Origin of the sequence: Aquisalibacillus elongatus (assembly GCF_003843875.1) — a bacterium.
In the GTDB taxonomy this organism is placed as follows: domain Bacteria; phylum Bacillota; class Bacilli; order Bacillales; family Alkalibacillaceae; genus Aquisalibacillus; species Aquisalibacillus elongatus.
This window is the reverse complement of the sequence record NZ_RKRF01000010.1, coordinates 125,718-145,235: the sequence shown is the minus strand read 5'-3', so window position 1 is coordinate 145,235 and position 19,518 is coordinate 125,718. Positions and strand designations below refer to the sequence as shown.

19 protein-coding genes are annotated in these 19,518 nt (G+C 38.7%); 10 read left to right on the top strand and 9 right to left on the bottom strand.

Annotated features, from left to right (window positions below; translation table 11 throughout):
- The first annotated feature begins 79 nt into the window (after positions 1-79).
- The 3 genes from EDC24_RS10625 to EDC24_RS10615 are packed head-to-tail and all read left to right on the top strand — an operon-like array spanning position 80 to position 1,897.
- On the top strand, positions 80-340 hold the full coding sequence (locus EDC24_RS10625) for a (2Fe-2S)-binding protein (protein WP_124222597.1): 261 nt from the start codon (positions 80-82) through the stop codon (positions 338-340).
- Positions 337-678, top strand: a complete 342-nt coding sequence (locus tag EDC24_RS10620) for a (2Fe-2S)-binding protein (protein WP_124222388.1) — start codon at positions 337-339, stop codon at positions 676-678. The genes EDC24_RS10625 and EDC24_RS10620 overlap by 4 nt, the downstream gene beginning before the upstream one ends.
- Positions 668-1,897 carry an NAD(P)/FAD-dependent oxidoreductase gene (locus EDC24_RS10615; protein WP_124222386.1) on the top strand — a complete coding sequence of 410 codons (1,230 nt, stop codon included), beginning with the start codon at positions 668-670 and terminating at the stop codon, positions 1,895-1,897. The genes EDC24_RS10620 and EDC24_RS10615 overlap by 11 nt, the downstream gene beginning before the upstream one ends.
- A 30-nt stretch (positions 1,898-1,927) precedes the next feature.
- On the opposite strand, the gene EDC24_RS10610 is transcribed toward EDC24_RS10615, so the two are convergent.
- Positions 1,928-3,364 (bottom strand): aldehyde dehydrogenase family protein, encoded by a 1,437-nt coding sequence (locus EDC24_RS10610; RefSeq protein WP_124222384.1) that lies wholly within the window; start codon positions 3,362-3,364, stop codon positions 1,928-1,930.
- 22 nt (positions 3,365-3,386) lie between these two features.
- Positions 3,387-4,268 carry a dihydrodipicolinate synthase family protein gene (locus EDC24_RS10605; RefSeq protein ID WP_124222382.1) on the bottom strand — a complete coding sequence of 294 codons (882 nt, stop codon included), beginning with the start codon at positions 4,266-4,268 and terminating at the stop codon, positions 3,387-3,389.
- Between the two features lie 298 nt (positions 4,269-4,566).
- On the opposite strand from EDC24_RS10605, the gene EDC24_RS10600 reads away from it, so the two are divergent.
- The 3 genes from EDC24_RS10600 (at position 4,567) to EDC24_RS10590 (ending at position 6,059) form a co-directional block, all read left to right on the top strand.
- Positions 4,567-4,767 carry a hypothetical protein gene (locus EDC24_RS10600; RefSeq protein ID WP_170158544.1) on the top strand — a complete coding sequence of 67 codons (201 nt, stop codon included), beginning with the start codon at positions 4,567-4,569 and terminating at the stop codon, positions 4,765-4,767.
- A gap of 40 nt (positions 4,768-4,807) precedes the next feature.
- The gene (locus EDC24_RS10595) at positions 4,808-5,245 is read left to right on the top strand and encodes an Hsp20/alpha crystallin family protein (RefSeq protein WP_124222378.1); all 438 of its coding nucleotides are present in this window, start codon (positions 4,808-4,810) and stop codon (positions 5,243-5,245) included.
- Between the two features lie 148 nt (positions 5,246-5,393).
- The gene (locus EDC24_RS10590) at positions 5,394-6,059 is read left to right on the top strand and encodes a DUF4352 domain-containing protein (protein WP_124222376.1); all 666 of its coding nucleotides are present in this window, start codon (positions 5,394-5,396) and stop codon (positions 6,057-6,059) included.
- Between the two features lie 160 nt (positions 6,060-6,219).
- Here EDC24_RS10590 and EDC24_RS10585 read toward each other — a convergent pair whose 3' ends face one another.
- From EDC24_RS10585 to EDC24_RS10570, 4 genes are all read right to left on the bottom strand, one after another.
- The gene (locus EDC24_RS10585) at positions 6,220-7,755 is read right to left on the bottom strand and encodes an AbgT family transporter (RefSeq protein WP_124222374.1); all 1,536 of its coding nucleotides are present in this window, start codon (positions 7,753-7,755) and stop codon (positions 6,220-6,222) included.
- Positions 7,756-7,935: 180 nt separating this feature from the next.
- Positions 7,936-9,519 carry a peptide chain release factor 3 gene (locus EDC24_RS10580; protein ID WP_124222371.1) on the bottom strand — a complete coding sequence of 528 codons (1,584 nt, stop codon included), beginning with the start codon at positions 9,517-9,519 and terminating at the stop codon, positions 7,936-7,938.
- A gap of 114 nt (positions 9,520-9,633) precedes the next feature.
- Positions 9,634-10,689 carry an NAD(P)/FAD-dependent oxidoreductase gene (locus EDC24_RS10575; protein ID WP_124222369.1) on the bottom strand — a complete coding sequence of 352 codons (1,056 nt, stop codon included), beginning with the start codon at positions 10,687-10,689 and terminating at the stop codon, positions 9,634-9,636.
- Between the two features lie 254 nt (positions 10,690-10,943).
- Positions 10,944-13,943: a S8 family peptidase gene (locus EDC24_RS10570; RefSeq protein ID WP_170158556.1), complete on the bottom strand. Its 3,000-nt coding sequence runs from the start codon at positions 13,941-13,943 to the stop codon at positions 10,944-10,946.
- A gap of 333 nt (positions 13,944-14,276) precedes the next feature.
- On the opposite strand from EDC24_RS10570, the gene EDC24_RS10565 reads away from it, so the two are divergent.
- The 3 genes from EDC24_RS10565 (at position 14,277) to EDC24_RS10555 (ending at position 16,434) form a co-directional block, all read left to right on the top strand.
- Entirely contained in the window at positions 14,277-14,789 is a 513-nt protein-coding gene (locus EDC24_RS10565; protein WP_124222365.1) for an RNA polymerase sigma factor, read from the top strand.
- On the top strand, positions 14,782-15,642 hold the full coding sequence (locus EDC24_RS10560) for a hypothetical protein (RefSeq protein ID WP_124222363.1): 861 nt from the start codon (positions 14,782-14,784) through the stop codon (positions 15,640-15,642). The genes EDC24_RS10565 and EDC24_RS10560 overlap by 8 nt, the downstream gene beginning before the upstream one ends.
- 270 nt (positions 15,643-15,912) lie before the next feature.
- Complete coding sequence (locus EDC24_RS10555) at positions 15,913-16,434, top strand: metal-dependent hydrolase (RefSeq protein ID WP_170158555.1); 522 nt, start codon at positions 15,913-15,915, stop codon at positions 16,432-16,434.
- Here EDC24_RS10555 and EDC24_RS10550 read toward each other — a convergent pair.
- Entirely contained in the window at positions 16,422-17,108 is a 687-nt protein-coding gene (locus EDC24_RS10550) for an RluA family pseudouridine synthase (protein ID WP_124222359.1), read from the bottom strand. The two genes, EDC24_RS10555 and EDC24_RS10550, sit on opposite strands and share 13 nt — an antisense overlap.
- A gap of 120 nt (positions 17,109-17,228) precedes the next feature.
- Between EDC24_RS10550 and EDC24_RS10545 the strand changes: the two genes are divergently transcribed.
- Positions 17,229-18,146: a YncE family protein gene (locus tag EDC24_RS10545; RefSeq protein ID WP_124222595.1), complete on the top strand. Its 918-nt coding sequence runs from the start codon at positions 17,229-17,231 to the stop codon at positions 18,144-18,146.
- Positions 18,147-18,224: 78 nt separating this feature from the next.
- Here the strand turns inward: EDC24_RS10545 and EDC24_RS10540 are convergent, their stop codons facing one another.
- Both EDC24_RS10540 and EDC24_RS10535 read right to left on the bottom strand, forming a co-directional pair.
- The gene (locus EDC24_RS10540; RefSeq protein ID WP_124222357.1) at positions 18,225-18,470 is read right to left on the bottom strand and encodes a YkuS family protein; all 246 of its coding nucleotides are present in this window, start codon (positions 18,468-18,470) and stop codon (positions 18,225-18,227) included.
- A 70-nt stretch (positions 18,471-18,540) separates the two neighbouring features.
- Positions 18,541-19,494, bottom strand: coding sequence for a P1 family peptidase (locus EDC24_RS10535; protein ID WP_124222355.1), 954 nt, complete (start codon positions 19,492-19,494; stop codon positions 18,541-18,543).
- Positions 19,495-19,518 lie beyond the last annotated feature (24 nt).

The following is a 19,518-nucleotide window of genomic DNA, read 5'->3' as shown; positions in this document are numbered from 1 at the left end:
CACTTCTGGTTTGGCATGAAATTTGCATAACAGTTAGCTAAAAGGCTAATTGAGGTGAGTATTCTTGTCTGATAAAAGCATGATTATATGCAGATGTGAAGAGGTAACTTATGAAGAATTGATTGAAACAGCTGAAAAACACAAATGTTCTGCGAGAGAACTAAAATTAAGAACCCGAGCAGGCATGGGTTACTGTGGCGGAAGGACTTGCCGCAATATGGTTGAATCTATCCCTCGCCAATACCTACCTAACAAAGAACAACTTGGTTTAGTAACTTTGAAATACCAACCTCCAATAAGACCTGTACACTTTGGAGATCTTGGGGGTGATGAAACATGAGTCAACGAATTAAATACCACCCTTTATTAGAGGATTATAAAGATGGGAAGAATATAACTTTTATTTTTAACTCTGAGGAATATATTGGAATAGAAGGTGATACAATTGCCTCGGCACTTCTAGTTAATGGAATCAGAACCCTAAGGTACCATGAAGAAACCGGCACACCTCATGGTTTGTACTGTAATATTGGTCAATGTTTTGAATGTAGAGTTAACGTTAATCATCAGCAGGGCGTCAGAGCTTGCATAACACCAATCGAAGACGGGATGGTCATAAAAAGTCAAGATGTACTACCAACCCCTGTTAAAGATTGGAGGGAGAAACATGACAAATGATGTTATCATAATTGGTGCCGGTCCCGCTGGACTTTCAGCTGCCATCACTTGTGCTAAACATGGAATGAATGTTGTTGTTATAGATGAATATTACAAACCTGGTGGCAGATTACTTGGTCAATTATATGAAGAACCTGATGGCAGCTGGTGGAATGGAATAAAAGAATCAGATAAATTATATAACCAAGCTATCAACTCTGGAGTCCAACTTAAACTCAGTGTACCTGTAATAAATATAGAACGACAAGGAACAGAGTGGAATGTTTTTACGAATATGGAAACCTTACAAGCTAATAATCTCCTAGTAGCAACTGGAGCTGCGGAATCACCAGCTCCTGTCCCAGGATGGACTCTCCCGGGCGTAATGTCAGTAGGAGCAGCACAAGTGATGACAAATGTACAAAGGGTGAAACCAGGTGAAAAAGGGATCATTATAGGTGTAAATGTACTCTCGGCAGCCATTGCCCAAGAGTTAAAGCTTGCCAACATCAGTGTAGAATCTATGACACTACCAAAAATAAATTCAATGAACCATGATTATGCTATTCCCAAAAATGTAGTTAATTCCTTATTACATGTTTCCCATTTGTCTCCATCTCCCATAATTAAGATAGGAAGCAATTTAATGAAATATAAATTAATCAATAAACTAGCATTAAAATTTTACCCTAATAAAGGAATCAAAATGTGGGATATTCCTATTCAACTGAAGAAAGCTGTTACTCAAATTTATGGTACTGATAAAGTAGAAGGAGTTACTATTGCAAACGTTGACGACTATGGGCAAATCATACCAAAAAGTGAAAAATCAATTGAAGTTGATTTTGTATGTATATCGGGTGGTCTTTATCCACTAGCTGAACTAGCTGCCATTGCTGGTTGTCCGTTTTACATGATTGAAGAATTAGGTGGTTATGTTCCATTACATAACGAGAGAATGGAAACGCCATTAAGTGGTTTATTTGTTGCGGGTAACATTACCGGTATTGAGGGTGCAAAAGTTGCGGCAGCTCAAGGTACTGTTGCTGGATTGTCAATCGTTAATAACACATTAAATTCTGCTTTCGAATTTGAACTAGAGGAGGCCATTAAACAGGTTCGAATTATCAGAGAAGAAAACCCAATTCAATTTCACCCACATATTCAAAATGGGAGAAAAAAGATGCAAAAATATTGGAATGAATACTTTGCTAATAATCAAGAATCGTTCATTATTTAAAAAAAGCTAGGCAGTTAAGCCTAGCTTTTTTTATAAGGAATATTTAATAGCACAAGTTTTAATTTCAGAATAAAAATCAAGCGCTGCCTGCCCTTGCTCACGCGTGTGTGAGCTTGAATTTTTCAAACCTCCAAAAGGTGCCTGATACTCGACACCTGCTGTTTCTTGATTGACTCTGGCCATACCAACTTCTACTTCATTTAAGAAGGCGTGCGCTTTATTCAAATCGTTCGTAAATATGGAGGCACTCAAACCAAATTCACTATCGTTACACAATTGTATAGCTTCTTTATAATCGCTAACAGGAACTATTACAGATAATGGTCCAAAAACTTCATCTTTCAATAGCGAGTGGTCTTTGTCTAACCCTGTTACAATTAACGGGTTAACATAATAACCCTCAAGATTTACATTATTGTTCCCTTCTGCTACTACTTCTGCATCTTCTTTAGCAAGATTGACAAATGAAGTCACTTTTTTATATTGATCTTCTGATACAACTGGACCTAAATAAGTGTCACCTTCAAGTTGATAGCCTAATTTTATTTTTGTGACTTCTTCCTTTAATTTTGCTTTTAGTAAATCAAATACCTCTTTTTCTACAATAATACGTTCAGTTGCTGTGCATTTTTGTCCAGCTGACCTAAAGGCACCGCTTAGAATAATTGGTACTACTTTATCTAAATTAGCATCCTTCATCACTATCGCGGCATTCTTGCCGCCCTTCTCAGTCTGGTATTTGATATTACGTCTTGCACAAACCTCAGCTACGTGTTTTCCAACTTCCTTAGAACCTGTAAAGCTTACACATTGAATATTAGCTTCTTCTAATATTTTGTTTCCAATATCTCTACCTCTACCAATCAACAAATTAATAACACCTTTTGGTAGGTTTGCTTTTTCAAATAACTCAGCCATTTTAGTCGCTGTTAACACAGAATTCTCTGCAGGCTTCCAAATCACTGTGTTACCGCAAATGAGCGCTGGAGCCATTTTCCAAATAGGAATAGCTACTGGGAAGTTCCATGGTGTGATAATCCCAACAACACCTAAAGGAATTCTTTGTGAATACTGAAGAACTTCAGTATCTGAAGACGGAATAATGTTGCCATCAGAACGCATGCCCTCAGCTGCATAATATCTAAATAGATTTACACCACGATTGACTTCTCCCTTCATCTCTCCAATAGGTTTACCCATTTCCCGGCTTGCTAGTTCTGCCAATTCATCCAGATTCTCTTCAAAGATATCAGCTAATTTAGATAAGTAACTTCCTCTAACATTAGGATTTAAATTTTTCCATTCTTTATGTGCCGAATTTGCAGCAATATCTGCCTTTTTCACATCACTAGAATCAGAAAAATTTACGATTCCTACCTTTTCACTTAACTTACCTGGATTATAAGCTTCTACTTTTTCATTTTTAGGCGTCACCCATTCTCCATTAATCCAGTTTTTTGTCTCCATTTTTCCACCTCGCATATAATAATTATTTACTAACTGTGCCAACTGCGTTCTCAAAAGCTATTTTTACATTTTCATAATGTTTATCACTCAATGGTAGTCTTGGGGGTCTAGTTGGACCAACTGGCATACCTGCCAATTCGTTCATATATTTAATGGATTGAACTAACTGAGGGCTTGTATCATATTTAAAAAGAGGGAGTAGTCGCTTGTATAATTCCATTGCTTCTTCCAATCTACCTTCCCTAGCTAAATTAAATAGTTCAACTCCTTCTTTTGGTAACGCATTTGGAACTCCTGCAATCCACCCTGTCGCCCCGAGTAATGGTCCTTCTAATCCTAAATCGTCAACTCCAATCATAACTTCTAACTCGGTTTTATCTAATATTTCGTGAACACGTCTAACATCACCTGTAAACTCTTTAACTCCTATAACATTTTCTAACTGTGACAATTCCGCTAATATATCAGGTGTTAAATCAACCGGATAATCGTGCGGATTATTATAAGCAACAATAGGTAAACCAACGCTATTTATAGCTTTAAAATGTTCAATAACTTCATTCCTTAAAGGATTATAATTAATTGGAGGTAGTGCCATAACACCTTCTGCACCAACTTTTTTAGCATGTTCTACCCAGTAAACTACCTGATCTGTAGATGGTGCACCTGAACCTACCATTACTGGAACACGTCCCCCCGCTGCTTCAACAACTGTCTCCACTACTTTTGCTCTTTCGTCATGCTTTAACGTTGCGTACTCACCAAGAGAACCACCAGGAACTAACCCATCAACACCATTTTCAATTAGCCAGTCACATAACTCATACAAACGGGTATAATCCACCTCATAATTATCTTTAAAAGGTGTTATCAATGCAACAAAAACCCCATTAAACTTTGCCATAACTCATTCTCCTTTCAATGCACTGTGTATAGATTTTTAGACACTTGTTCAGAAAATTAAACACATCATTCTAGTAGTAAAATGGTATAGCCATTTAACTACACACTTGCTCTCCACTCCTTTCATAAGTGTATTTACTAAGTATTATGCAAAATTCATGCCAGATTCTTTATAAGCTAATTGAAACCTAATTATATGTTGGTAAGTTATTATAAAAAAGTTATGTTTTTATATATAGAAGAATCATTATTTCGATAATGCATACATACAACTACCGAAACATTGGGAGGTGAAACGTTTGAAGAGGTATCAAGTGATTCTATCAATTGCTGTTATTACAGGTGTGCCATTATGTTTTTTGATCTTATCTTTAATCACTCAAGAGTGGGGTTACTTTTTATGGAGCATTGTCCCTGCTTGTATTGTTGGGGCGGTTACATACCAAAATGCCAAATCAAAAAATAATGCATATATATGTTTAACAAGCGTTTTTGCGTGATAAATTATTTATGAAAACATGATTATTGGAGGTGGTTTAGATGGCTAATCTATTTCCAAGAAAACGAGATTTCTTTGACTTTATTCCAAGCTTTTTTGATGATCAACTTGAAGATCGAACACCTTTTATGAATCAGTTTGGGCTACAAAACCCGAAAGTTGATGTAAAAGACAAAGGTGACCATTACGAAATCGACGCAGAATTACCAGGTTATTCAAAAGATGATATCGTTGTTGAATACAAAGACCATTATCTAACCATAAAAGGGCATAAAGAAGAATCATCTGAATCTAAGAATGACCAAGAACAATTTATTCGACGTGAGCGATCCTACGGTTCATTTCATCGAAGCTTTTATATAGGTGATATCGATGAGAAGGACATTTCAGGAAAATTTGATCAAGGTATTCTAAAGCTCACGGTACCGAAATCTAACGATCATGAGGATCACAATTCACACCGAATAAACATTTATTAGAAGCTGTTGAGAGCTGAACTCAACAGCTTTTTTAATATTTCAAACTTTAGAACTTCCGTAAATCTGTGTTAATGAATTGTAATTAGCGGATACATAATCTATTATTTTTGATGGAAATAATATTGAATATTAAAGGAGATGAAACAGCATGAAAAAACTTCTTGCTATACTTTTTGCAACATCTTTAGTTTTAGCTGCTTGTGGTGGCGATGAAACTGAGGAACAAGACAATACTTCAGATGATCAAACCCAAGATGAACAGTCCGAGAATAATGGCGAGTCCGAGAGTTCAACTGAGGAAACTGACGGTTCTACAGAAGAAACGTCTGAGGACGCACAAGTCGGTGACGTTGTTGAAACAGAAGGCGGAACATTTACACTTCAAGCTAAAACGGACTCTGAACAAACATTTGAAACAGGCCCAATTGTATTAACGGTCGAACAAGTCGTTACTGCTTCTGGTGAGCTTGAAGGTGATATGGCAGAATTCATGGAAGCAGATGAATTAGATTATGTTCAGGTAGATCTAACGGTTGAAAACACATCAGATGATGATATGACGTTTTATGCTGGACAAGGAACTATGGCAACAAGTACAGGTGAACAATTAGACCCTGATATGTGGTTAAGCGACCATATCGAGGGTGATATGATGGCAAACACTAAAGCAAGTGGCAGTTTTTATTACGTATTAGAAAACTCAAATGCCGAAGATGTTGAACACGTACGTTTGAAGTTCTCAGCACCTTATAATACAGAAAGTTTTGATGATGTTGGTGAAGAGTTAGATTTTGAAATTCAATTAAATCAATAAAATGAAAGTCGCTAGGGTCATGCCCTAGCGACTTTTTTATGTCTATATGCGAAAATGACTGTTCTTCTCGCGAACGAAGCCTTCAATCTCGCGAATAACATAATCCTACTCGCGAACAAAAATCCCAAGGAAGTTTTTATTCCTTGGGATTTCATAAACATTAGCTATTATAGAAAAGTGATGATCCTGGACCTAAGTCGATGCCTAATAGCATCCATGCGAATAGTAATAGTGTCCAGAAAACTAAGAATGCGATGGAGTATGGAAGCATTACTGAAATCAATGTTCCGATACCCATGTTCTTATCATACTTCTGTGCAAATGCGATAATAATCGCAAAGTAAGTCATCAATGGTGTGATGATGTTCGTAGACGAATCGGCAATACGATACGCCATTTGTGTAAGTTCTGGTGCTAAACCTAATTGCATCATCATCGGTACAAAGATTGGAGCTAACATTGCCCACTTAGCTGATGCACTTCCGATAAATAGGTTAATGAAACCAGATACTAGAATAAAGAGTATTAATAATAAGAATGGCATGTTATCAAGGTTAAGGAATTCAAGGAAGTTTGCACCTAGAACACCTAGAACCATTCCCATATTAGACTCAGCGAAGTATGCTACGAACTGACCAGCTGTGAATGCTAGTACAATGAACATACCCATTGAAGCCATCGTATCAGTTAGCTGTTTCGCAACATCTTTATCGTTCTTAATATTTTTCGTAACCTTACCATATACATAACCTGGTACGAAGAATAAGATCATAATCACTGGTACAAGTGATGACATGAATGGTGATTGAATAATTTCACCTTCATCACCGCGTAATGGTGCATTTGTTGGCACAATTAATAATGAAATTAAAATCGATGATACAACAAGTGACACAGCCGCCCAGATTAGACCTTTCTTCTCAGTACTATCAAGACCATTTAAGTCTTCGCGGTAATCACCTTTATATTCTCCAAGACGAGGTTCAACGACTTTTTCAGTAATCCATGCCCCGACAATAGTTAGTAAGAATACTGATGCAATGATGAAGTAATAGTTCATTGCAATATTGATTGTGTCTGCATACTCTGGGCTGATCATGGCAGCAGCATCAATCGTAAGCTCACCTAGCATAGCGTCTGTTGCAGATAAGAATAGGTTCGCACTGAAACCTGCTGATACACCTGCGAAAGCAGCTGCAAGACCAGCTAACGGGTGACGACCTAATCCTGCGAAAATGACGGCACCTAGTGGTGGTAAAACAACATAACCAGCATCAGATGCAACACTGGACATAATACCAGCGAATACTAGACCTGCTGTGATTAGTACTTTTGGTACGGATAATACGAATCCGCGTAATGCGGCACTAATCAGGCCTGTCCGTTCTGCAATTCCAATACCTAACATGGTCGCTAATACCACGCCAAGTGGCGCGAACTCAATAAAGTTGGATACCATGCTCTCAAAGAGATATTGGATTCCATCAGAACTTAATAAACTATTGACTTCAACGGTTTCATCTTTACCTGGATGTTGTACTGCAACATCAAATAATGAAACAATGGCGGATACTGCCACAACTAATACCGCTAAGATCGCAAATAGCGTAATCGGATGCGGGAGTTTGTTGCCGACGCGTTCTATGAAGTCGAGAAAACGTTGAAATAAACTTCTGCGCTTCTTCTCTTTACTCATGAGTTTTCTCCTTTCTATTATCTCCCTAAATTTTCTGAAAAATAAGTTTAAATTTTATAAGTGAGAAAGACATCATACATTATATAATGTTCAACCAACAAAAATAAACACGCTTTCTAAAACTCTTACTAGGAAAAAAATTCTCACTATTAAAACATAAAATCTGCACCGAGGTGCAGATTATGTTTGGTCGTATTTATTAACTTCATAAAGGTCAATCAGGTCAACTTCAGGGTGTTGATCTTTAAACCAGTTTAACGAGAACTCATTTTTAAACAAGACAACTGGATTGCCTTCACGATCCTCAACAAGCATATTACGTTCATCAAAAAGTGACTCCTTCACTTTTTCATCGCCTATCCACCTTGGAACACGTTCTCCAATCGATTCTAACAATATATCCGAGTTGTATTCATTTTGCATTCTGTATTTAAATACATCAAATTGAAGGTCACCGACTGCCCCAACGATATAGGACTCTGTTTTATACTTTTTGAAAAGTTGAATCGCGCCTTCCTGGACGAGTTGTTCAATTCCTTTTTTAAATTGTTTTGATTTCATAACGTTTTTGGCTGTGACACGTTTATATAATTCCGGCGGGAACTGTGGCAGTTCATCATACTCAAACAGTTCTTTTCCTTCAACCAATGTATCGCCAATCCGGTAAACGTTAGGGTCATAAATTCCGATAATGTCGCCCGCATAGGCTTCTTCAATATTATCTCTTGCTGATGCAACAAATTGTTGCGATTGCGATAAATTGATCGTTTTACCTGTCCGTGCTAATTTTACACTCAAATTTCGCTCGAATTTTCCTGAGCAAACCCTTAGGAATGCGACTCTGTCACGGTGTTGCGGATTCATATTCGCCTGTATTTTGAAAATGAATCCTGAGAAGTCCGGGTTATCAGGCTGAACGACACTTTCGGTTGTTTTTCTTGGTGCTGGCGGTGGAGCCATTTCAATAAACGTATCGAAAAAGGTTTGAACGCCGAATGGCGCAAGCGCACTACCAAAGAAAACAGGAGTTAGCTCACCTTTTAACACTTTATCCATTGAAAACTGATCGCCCGCTTCATCTAATAACGATACTTCATCTGAAGCTGTTTGATATTCTTCCGTTTTTTTCAAGTCGTCAAATTCAGGTTGATCAAGTTCTTCATACGGAACAAACGTCTCTTTATCTTCGCTGCTATATTTAACAAATTGATTACCATTACGATCGAAAATACCTTGGAAACGTTTCCCCATACCAACTGGCCAGTTCATCGGATACGTTTCAATATCGAGAACTTCTTCAATTTCCTCTAATAATTCAAACGGCTCGCGTCCTTCACGGTCGAGTTTATTAATGAATGTAAAAATCGGAATTCCACGCATACGACAAACTTTAAATAGCTTTTTCGTCTGTGCTTCGATCCCTTTTGTCGCATCGATGATCATGACCACACTGTCAACGGCCGTGAGCGTTCGATATGTGTCCTCACTGAAATCTTCGTGACCTGGTGTATCAAGAATATTAACTTGTAAGCCATTATATGGAAAATTCATGACACTGGATGTTACGGAAATCCCGCGTTGTTTTTCGATTTCCATCCAATCTGATGTGGCGAATTTCCCTGTCTTTTTACCTTTTACAGTACCGGCAGATCTAATAAGATTACCGAATAAAAGTAAGGTTTCTGTTAACGTCGTTTTCCCGGCGTCCGGGTGTGAAATAATCGCAAATGTGCGTCGTTTTTGCACTTCTTCTGAAATTGTCATTTAAAAAATCCCTTCTATAGATAAATTGTTCTGAATGTGGGATTTTAACTTACATTGGCTGATTCTCCTTTATTAAAATTACCTACCCTAATATACTAGATAACTGTTAAAATTTCATCCATTTAATAAGGTTTCTGCTATTGTTTTTCCTAAATAAGGTCCGCTTGTAATGCCTGAAGCACCAAGGCCATTGGTAATGAAAATGTCTGGATGGTTCGGCAGGTTGCCTATGTATGGTTCTTGATCAGGCATGGTTGGGCGAAAACCGACTTGTGAGCCGATAAATTTAGCCTGCTCTAATCCAGGAGCAAATTTAAAAGCCGTTTTTAAAATTTCATAAACCCCAGCTGCTGAACTTGTCGGGTCAAAGTCATCGTTAGCATCATGGGCTGAGCCGACAAAAACTTGGTGATTCTCAAATCCCACGATGTACTTGTTATTCGGAAGCATGATCGCGGGCCATTTGGACGGGTCATCATCCCGGTATTCAAGTTGTAAAATCTGCGTTTTTTGCGATGATACATGAAACGAGATTCCTATTTGTTTTAATAGATGATCAGCCCAAGCTCCATTTGTGACAATAATCTTTTGACCGGTTAGCTCTTTTTGGTTAACTGAAATTTTATTATCCGAAATGAACTGAGCTTCACCTTCAATAACCTCTGTACCATGCAGTTTCGCTGCTTGGATTAGCGCATCCCTCATCTTTCTGCCATTAACACGGGCACCTCCATCAACTTTGACCGCTCCCATTCGGTCACCCATAATAGATATACTATTATTAACTTCTTGACCTGTTAAAAGAGAAAGCCCTTCAACTTCTGGTGCATCTTCTCTTCGGTCTGCAGCATCTTGCACCATTTTTTCAAGTTTATCCTGACTTTTATGTAAATGGATGGATCCTACCTGAGCATAACTCGTGTCGTGAATACCTTGGTCTGATAACTCACGAACTAATTCTGGATAGTACTTAGCTCCACTACTGATAATCTTATAGAGCTTTTGATTATTCTTCTGCGACAGCCACGGGCTAATAATCCCCGCCCCCGAACGCGTCGCTTCACCCTTATGGTGTTTATCAATTAGTATGACTGGCACGCCCTGTTTAGATAGGTGATAAGCTGTAGACGCTCCTAAGATGCCTGCTCCGATGATGATATATGGTTTCATTTATGGTATCTCCTTAAAAGTAAGTTATAATCACAGTCTAACAAATATATATCCTTTTTATCACAATTTTTAAGTCGTCGTAAAAAGTATGGAAAAACTCTTGAAAAGTACTGAAAAGAACGAAAAAAGTTCTGAAAAATTAAAATTTGTATATATTTATTAAAAATCTTGGTCTGAAACTGGAAAATATGGTCTAAACCTATTCAAAAAAGGTCTAAAAAAATCAGCCGTGCACTGCACGACTGATTTTTTCTTTAATTTTTACCTTTGCCTTTATTCTTTCCTTTGCCAGCGCTATTAACATCTAGAATTGAATAAGGGTTAAGCGCATTTTCAATCATTAGCACTTGCTCGCGATCGTCAACTGACACGCTTACATTTTGATGGCTATAAGCTGGTACTGTAACAGTTGTCTCATCCATTTCGAATGATTTATTGTTCGGATCATGTTTAATCCATCCACCATCATTATCATCAAAGGATTCAGTTAACGTATCAAATGCAACGGCTTGATATTGGAATTCGCCGTCAATTCCGGCATATGAATTCAGTACCGGTAATGCTGTGTAATTATCGTTATAGGAACCACCTAATTCAATGTAGTATAGTGGTGTCATTGTACCGCTAGCAAGATCATATATCACAGAGACTTGGTCCCCTGTTGGATCGACTCCAGATAAAGTTCCTAAATCAGAATTAAACAGGATCGCATCTTCTACACCATCCATATCGTTATCAATATAGATGTCATATTCGATCATGGTCGGAGACTCCCAAGTACTTTCACTTGTTAAAACAAATTCGGTAACACCTTCGTCGAATGAGCGAGCTCCGACTCCTCTTAGGTCATAATGAGTACCTGTATCAGCAGCATCTTCATCTCCAAAAGTGAAGAAATCAACTTGCGAATCTAATTCACCTTTATTTTTAAGTTTAATAGATTCATTATTAGAATTGGCATCAACACGACTCAATTTCTCTACTACTGCTTGATAAGGTACGCGTAAAGTTTCTCCAGAATCAGATTCCAACACTACATAACCATCTAATTCTTGGAACCCTTCTGTACCAACCTTATTTGCATCAATTGTAAAGTCAACTTTTAATTTTGATTTCTTACCAGCTTCTACTGTTAATTGATTAGGTAAGTCAACATCGAGTGCTCCTGATTGAGAGCCATAACGGTCTTCCCAAGATACATCATAAGTTTTTGAATCATTACCTTTGTTTGTGATTGTAATTTTTTCGTTCTTCTGAAGTGTTGTTTCATCTTCTAACGGTACATATCCTAATGACAGTGCTTGTGGGTATGCAACACTCGTTGTTTCAGCTGCGACATCTACTTGTACGCGTCCAGCACCTTGACGTGATAATGGATAAATATCTCCTTCAAGGTCTGCAATGGTAGTAGAAGTATTCATCATAAGTGACTTAATTTCTTCTGAATTCCAATCAGGGCGTAGCTGTTTTAATAGCGCAGCGACACCTGCAACATGAGGTGCTGCCATGGACGTACCACTCATTTGAGTTGCACCATCACCTGATCCAACAGCTGCTGAGCTAATGGCATAACCAGGAGCCGAAATTTCTGGCTTAAAACCGATATCGCCACGGCCAGGTCCTTTTGAACTAAAGTCAGCGATTGTGTCTGCTAATTCTGGTTTAGCCACTTGAATATCTGGAGAAAGTGTTACACTTACATCTTCTCCATTTTCAAGAGCATCTTTGATACTATTTCCTGTAGACTGGTGAATCATAACACCAGCAATGTCTACTGGATCGCCACCCATAACAATTGGGTCACCAGAACCATTGTTCGCTACAATACCCGCTACTGCACCATGATCAAGTGCTCTTTGTAACTTTTCAGTAAAGCTACATTCCCCACGATCCATCATAGCAACCTTACCTGTAGGGTCATCTAGATACTCATCAACCTCACAACCTCTTCCAACATACACCACATTATTCGTAATATCTCCAGTTTCACTCAACGGAGTCGTAATCGCACCTTCTACTGCTTCAAATTGACCAGCAATTGACTCAGGCGAATTAACATCAATCGCACCAACAACTATTCCATCATCTATTGAAGCTGCAACGCTAATTGCCTTCTCAGCTACTGCAGGTGAACCCGTAATATACGGCACATCACCTGAGTTACCAGCAGATGCTACAACAATAACTCCTGCATCTACAGCTAAGTCTGCTGCTTCTGCTGATGGATCATTTGGATGACCATATGGTGAACCTAGCGACATATTCACGACATCAACATGGTCTGATACATCGCCATCACCATTCGGGTCCATCGCCATTTCTAATGCTTGAGCTGTGACTGCTGTTGAACCACCTTCACCAAAAACTTTATAAGCATATAGTTCAGCATCTGGTGCAACACCTTTTCCAACTTTACTATCAACTTCTATACCAGCGACGGTCGCACCAACGTGTGTACCGTGTCCATGCTCATCTAAAGGATCAGCGTCTGGTTTTGGAATGCGTATTTCAGGATCATCAGAACTAGCATCATAGTCCGTTCCAACAAAATCCCATCCACCTACTACCTTAGCTGTAGGGAAAGTGCCTTCCTCAACAACATCCGGATCATTAGATTCATAGGCTTCAACAGTACCTTCACCGGCAAACGAGGCATGTGTATAGTCGATTCCAGTATCAATGACCGCTACTGAAATACCTTCGCCAGTTACTTCACGACCTTCCTCATCAAGTTTCTCCCATACTTCTGGAGCACCTATATAAGGAACGCTTGTGTCGTTGTGTAACTCTACTGGTTTGACCGAATGAATCGACGTAACTTCCGCCAATTCCGACAGTTCATTAAGAGCTCCACGTTCGACTTGCGCATAAAGTCCATTGTAGACTTTTTCAAAACTATCAATCACTTGACCATTATTCTGCGCAATGACTTGCTCAGCATTTTTCTTAGCGTTAGATAGCCCTTTTGCATGATTCTTCTGAGCCTGTTTACCTAACTTTTTACCTTTGCCTTTTGCTTCGGTAAATTTCTTTAGGACCGGGTCACCTTCGAACTCAACAATGACCTCCACAAGCTCGTCCATCTTTGCCCCTCGTGGCAGCAATTCTGAAGAAATTTTGCCATCAAGTGCTGGTGCGTCTACAGGTGTGAAATTAGCTTGCGACGCTTGAATCGGTGATGACATACCAGCGAGTAACAAAATGGATAGAGCAACTAACCCTATTTTCTTTGATCTTTTCTTAAAAGATCTCATCCTCCTACCTCCTAATAATATATGTTTTATGACAACCATGAAGGCTGCCATAACCCTTATTCCACGAGAGTCCTCCCCTCTCCTTCTACCTCGACAAAGGTTATAATAAGAAGACAAAACTAGTTATAATTCAGCTAAAACTATCAACCTAATATTTAATAAACTAGAAACAGTTCCTTTATTTGGATAAAACTAGTTCAATTTGAGTAAACTTTTTATAAATACATGTTGATTATTGTAAAAAAACATTTATAAATTTTGTTTACTTACTGTCACTTCTACGAAATCAAAACGTCTAATTAAGTGAAATTTGATATTCGGAGGAATATTCGCATGCGAAAAAGTGAAATAATTTCCGATTGGTTTCAAAACTATCATCAAGATGTATACAACTTCCTCGTTTATTACACTGGACGAAGAGATTGCGAGGACCTCGTTCAGGAGGTTTTTATTAAAGCTCTGAGAGGGCTAGATCACTTTAATGGCCAGTCAAACCCTAAAACATGGCTGTTTAGTATTGCTAGAAATGTAGCGATTGATGAATCAAGAAAATTAAAAAGGCGAGGACTAGACCGAACATCACCGCTTGAGGAGTCACCAGAGCCGTCAACTGTTAAGACACCCGATGATTTTCTTCAAGAACAAGAGACCCAACAGCAACTTTACCAAATGATTGAAAAACTAAGGGACAGCTATCGGGATGTGCTGGTATTAAGAGGCATAAAAGATCTCTCAGTATATGAAACTGCCTGTGTACTTGGTTGGTCAGAGTCAAAAGTAAAGACAACCTATTTAAGGGCCAAAAAAGCTTTGCAGGCCATGCAAGGAGGTTTTCACATTGAGTGATGAGCACAACCATCATATAGATCAAGAGTTAAAGGAGTTTCCAGAGTATCAAATGGATCCTAAAAAAGTAGATGAAATTTATGAAAATATTATGGAGGAAGCGAAAAAAATAGACCAACAAGAAACCAAACGAAAAACAATGAATAAATGGGCTGTTGCACTGACGAGCGCGGCAGCATTGTTAATCATAGCTTTAATATCTGTGCCTTTTATAGGTGAAAACATGAATGATGAAATGGGCGAAGGTTCTGCTAATGAAGATAGTTGGCAAGCGGCTGATGATCAAGACGGTGAACAGCAAATGACAGATGACGATGACGACGTGCAGCCAGAAGAAGAAGCAGAATCAGAACCTCAATCTACCGAGGAAATTGTGACGGGTTTAGCAGATGAGGTCATTGAACTTCTTAGTACACAAACAATGGACCGTCTATCAGGTTATGTTGATGAAGAAAAAGGGTTACTTTTCTCGCCTTATTTACATGTAGATGAGGAAGCTGTTGTCATGGAGCCAGAAGAGGTCGCGAACTTTTTTAACGATGAATCGACTTATGTATGGGGACAGGAAGCAGGTAGTGGGCGTCCTATTGAGTTAACCCCTGCTGAATATTATAACGAGTGGATTATGGATCAAGACTATAAAGATGCCGACCAAGTTCGTTATGAAAAATATAAAAATAATGGTAATATCCCAAATAATTTAGACGAAACGTTTCCAGATGCAAAGGTAGTTGAGTACTTTGTTGAGTCCACAGATGGTTTAAACTGGGGTGCACTTAACTTAGTATTTGCAAAAAATAAATCAGATGAATGGAAATTAGTTGCGATTGTCCATGATCAATGGACACCATAATATAGTAAATCTCCGGCGTAATTTCGCCGGAGATTTATTTTTCGTACACTAACATTCAATTTATGCGCTAGCCTTTTAATTTTATGCGCCCCTATTTTAGATTTATGCACTACGAAATTTGTCGAACGGACAAAAAACTGAATTTTATGCGCCCTTTTTAATGTGTTTATGCGCTCTTTTAGGTCAGGATTGTCAAATTTCCCACCCAATCCTTTAGCATAATATGGTAAAATAATAATACTCAACCAAACAACAAGACAGGTGACAACGTTGGAAGCCAAAACACACATCATAACATCATTAACCATCGCAGCAGCCGTATCCAAATACGCCGCCATTCCATTTACAGCCGGTTACATAGCAGGTGCCGCACTAGGGAGTGTGCTTCCGGATTTAGATAAAAAAGATTCATTTATCGGTAAAAGGTCGTTTGGATTATCACGGGTTGTCCAACTATTATTTGGACATCGCGGATTTACACACTCACTATTTTGCTGGGTTTTAATTAGCATTATTTGTTTGTACTACCCATCACCATTTACATACGGGCTATCTATTGGGTATATCGGTCATATTATGGGAGACTTTTTCTCAAACCGTGGTGTACCATTACTTTATCCAATTTTGAAAAAGCCTCTTAATCCTAGTCACTTCATCACTTACCGAACAGGTGGAACTTCTGAGACGTTCATTCTCGTCATTTCGGTCATAGTTCTTCTGACATTGATCTTAGAGGAGCCTTTAGTCAATGACTTTGTCCAATCGATAAAAGTTTTCGTCTATGATGAGTAATACTCTGCCCATAAATGCCAAGGGAAGCCCATCGGTGGATTTGACACCACTCGGACTTCTTCTTTTTTAGTAGGGTGTTCTAACGCTAAGGTGTGTGACCATAAAGCAATTTGTTGGCCTGGTTGGTTAACTTTTTCTCCGTATTTTTGATCACCATAAATCGGTAAACCGCGTGATGATAGCTGAACTCGAATTTGGTGCGGTCTTCCGGTATGTAACTGAATGCGAAGTAAGCTAAGCCCCTTCTTCTCTCCCATCACCTCATAATCTAACAATGCTTTTTTAGCCTCTGAGTTATTATGAGAAGATATGTAGACTTTATTTTCCTTTTTGTCTTTTACAAGAAAATCTTTTAATGAGTCCTGCATCTTCTTCGTTCGTCCTCGTACCACGGTTAAGTATTCCTTATCAAAAGCATTTCTCCGTATTTGATCTGATAAACGTGATGCGGCTTTGGAAGTTTTCGCAAAAACCATTACTCCACCAACGGGGCGATCAAGCCTGTGCACTAAGCCGAGATAGACATTTCCAGGTTTTTCATCACGAACTTTTATAAATTCTTTTATCATTGTTAATAAATCTCTATCTTTAGATTGATCAGCTTGAACCGGGATGTTTACCGGCTTTTCAACAAAAATCAAATGGTTATCTTCATATAAAATTTTAAAATCCATACAGTGTATCTCCTTTTAAATCCGTCTACTTCGTTAGAATATCATAAACCCTTTAGTTTATTAATGTTTTCGTTTTGTCAAAATGTTAAAATAATTATTATAAAAAAGGAGGATAATATGATGAATGATTATTTAATCGTGCTAAACAAGGACGAAGATACATTATCAGTTGTGGATATAGAGTCTAATGAGGTAATAAAAACAATTCCGACTTCGCATAACCCGCACGAAGTGATTACGACACATGATGGTAGAAAGACTTACATTGCATGCTCACTTGGTAACAAACTCGATGTCATGGACAATAACACATTTGAAATCGTAAAAACGATAGAGCATCCAGACTTTAAGTTCCCGCATGGTGTTGACCTAACGAAGGATGGCAAGAAACTTTATTTGGCATCGACTTTTTCTAGCAAAATTTTTATAATTAATACGGACTCAGATGAAATTGAAAATGTTTTCCCTACATACCAAAAACATTCTCATATGATTTCATTTTCGCCAGATAGAAAAACGGTTTATGTGCCAAATATCGGGAGTCATAATATTACAGAAATTGATGTGGCGAGTGAAAAAGTGGTCAATCATTTTCCAGTAGGACAAGGTCCAGAAGGGGTAGCCGTACACCCTAATGGCAGACACCTTTATGTAGCTAATCAAGAGGAGAATAATGTTTTTGTCATCGATCTTGAGACTTATGAAACTCTATATAAACGTGGTGTGGGGGATTGCCCCGTTCGACTCGTCTTCTCATCTGATGGTAAATATGCCTTAATTGCCAACAGACACTCTCATGATGTTTCTGTTATTTTGTGCGAACAGGAGATCAACGGCACTAAACGACCTTGGGAGATTAAGCGAATTCCTGTCGGACGTTGGGCTGGCGGCATTGTCTTTAACCCTGAAGGTAATCTAGCTTATGTCGCGAACAATAAAACGAATGATGTTTCGATTATTAATATGGAAACTCTTAAAGAAAAAGGACGCTTTGATGTTGGCATTCATCCAGATGGAATTGATTATGTTAGAGTCTGATTTATAAAGGGTATTCACGAGGTTTTCATCAAAACCCAAAAATTTAGGCTGTCCACACCTTCGTGGACAGCCTATTCATTACCTATTTTGTAATCGTTCATTCACTTCTTGTACGACTTCTTCAGCGGTCATTCCATCGCAATTAATCATGGAAGCATCTGAAGTTGCTTCACTCATTCCCATTACGTTTTGATCTTGTCCAGATACACAACTACAATCACAACCTGCTGCGTTATCGCCTTCTAATGTAACAACATCGTGGCCTTGTTCTTGTAGGGCTTGTTTGACATCCGAAAGTGTTTCCTCTACTGCTATGCGTGCCATCCAATCTCACCTCCATTTTCCCAATCATTAGCTTGCCTCATTATTGGGAAAAATATGCAGATGAGTTTATTTATTCATATGCTTTAATACTTTGGATCGTTTCTGCTTCTTTCACCGCGCGTATAATAGCTTCTTCCATCACTTGTGTTGCCAAGCTTCCGATAACGTCTAATGAGTATCGTTCTTTGCCAGTTGCTACTGTAAAAATAGTGTCGCCGTCAAACATCGTATGTGCTGGATGAACAGTTCTGCCGATCGCATTTTGAGTTATTTGCGAAACTTTTTTTGCCTCAGCTTTAGATAGACTTGCATTTACGGCAATCACACCAATTGTTGTGTTTTGACCAACTTGGCCAAAGGATTCCGCTTGATTAATAATAAATGATTCGCTATCAACAATGCTCCCGTCTTCGGGTTTTAAGGCACCAGCGATGATTTCGCCTGTTTTCGGGTCGCGAATGTCACCGAATGCGTTAACAGCAACTACGGCACCTACTGATAATCCGTTATCTAGTTCAACCGCTGCGCTGCCCAAGCCGCTTTTCATCGCATGCTCGAAGCCTAACACCTTCCCAACTGTTGCACCAGCGCCAGCGCCAACATTTCCTTGTTTAAAAATGCCGCTAGCTGCCTTTTGTGTCGCTTCATACCCCATTTGTTGATTAGGTCTGACTTTGGCATCACCAATCGCTAAATCAAACAAAATAGCAGAAGGTACAATTGGAACTTTTGCAACATGAACGTCAAGACCGATGCCTTTTTCCTCCAAATAGTTTGTAACACCACTTGCCGCATCTAAGCCAAAGGCGCTTCCACCTGATAAACAAATGGCATGGACTTGATCAACCGTATTGATCGGATCAAGTAAATCCGTTTCACGCGTTCCAGGTGCTGATCCTCTTACATCAACACCAGCTGTTGCGCCTTCTTCGGTTAAAATAACGGTGCACCCTGTCAGCGCATCTAAATCTTGCTGATGCCCAACCTTCACACCTGGAACGTCTGTAATATTATCAAAGCTCATCTAATCCCCCTCACGAATCTCATC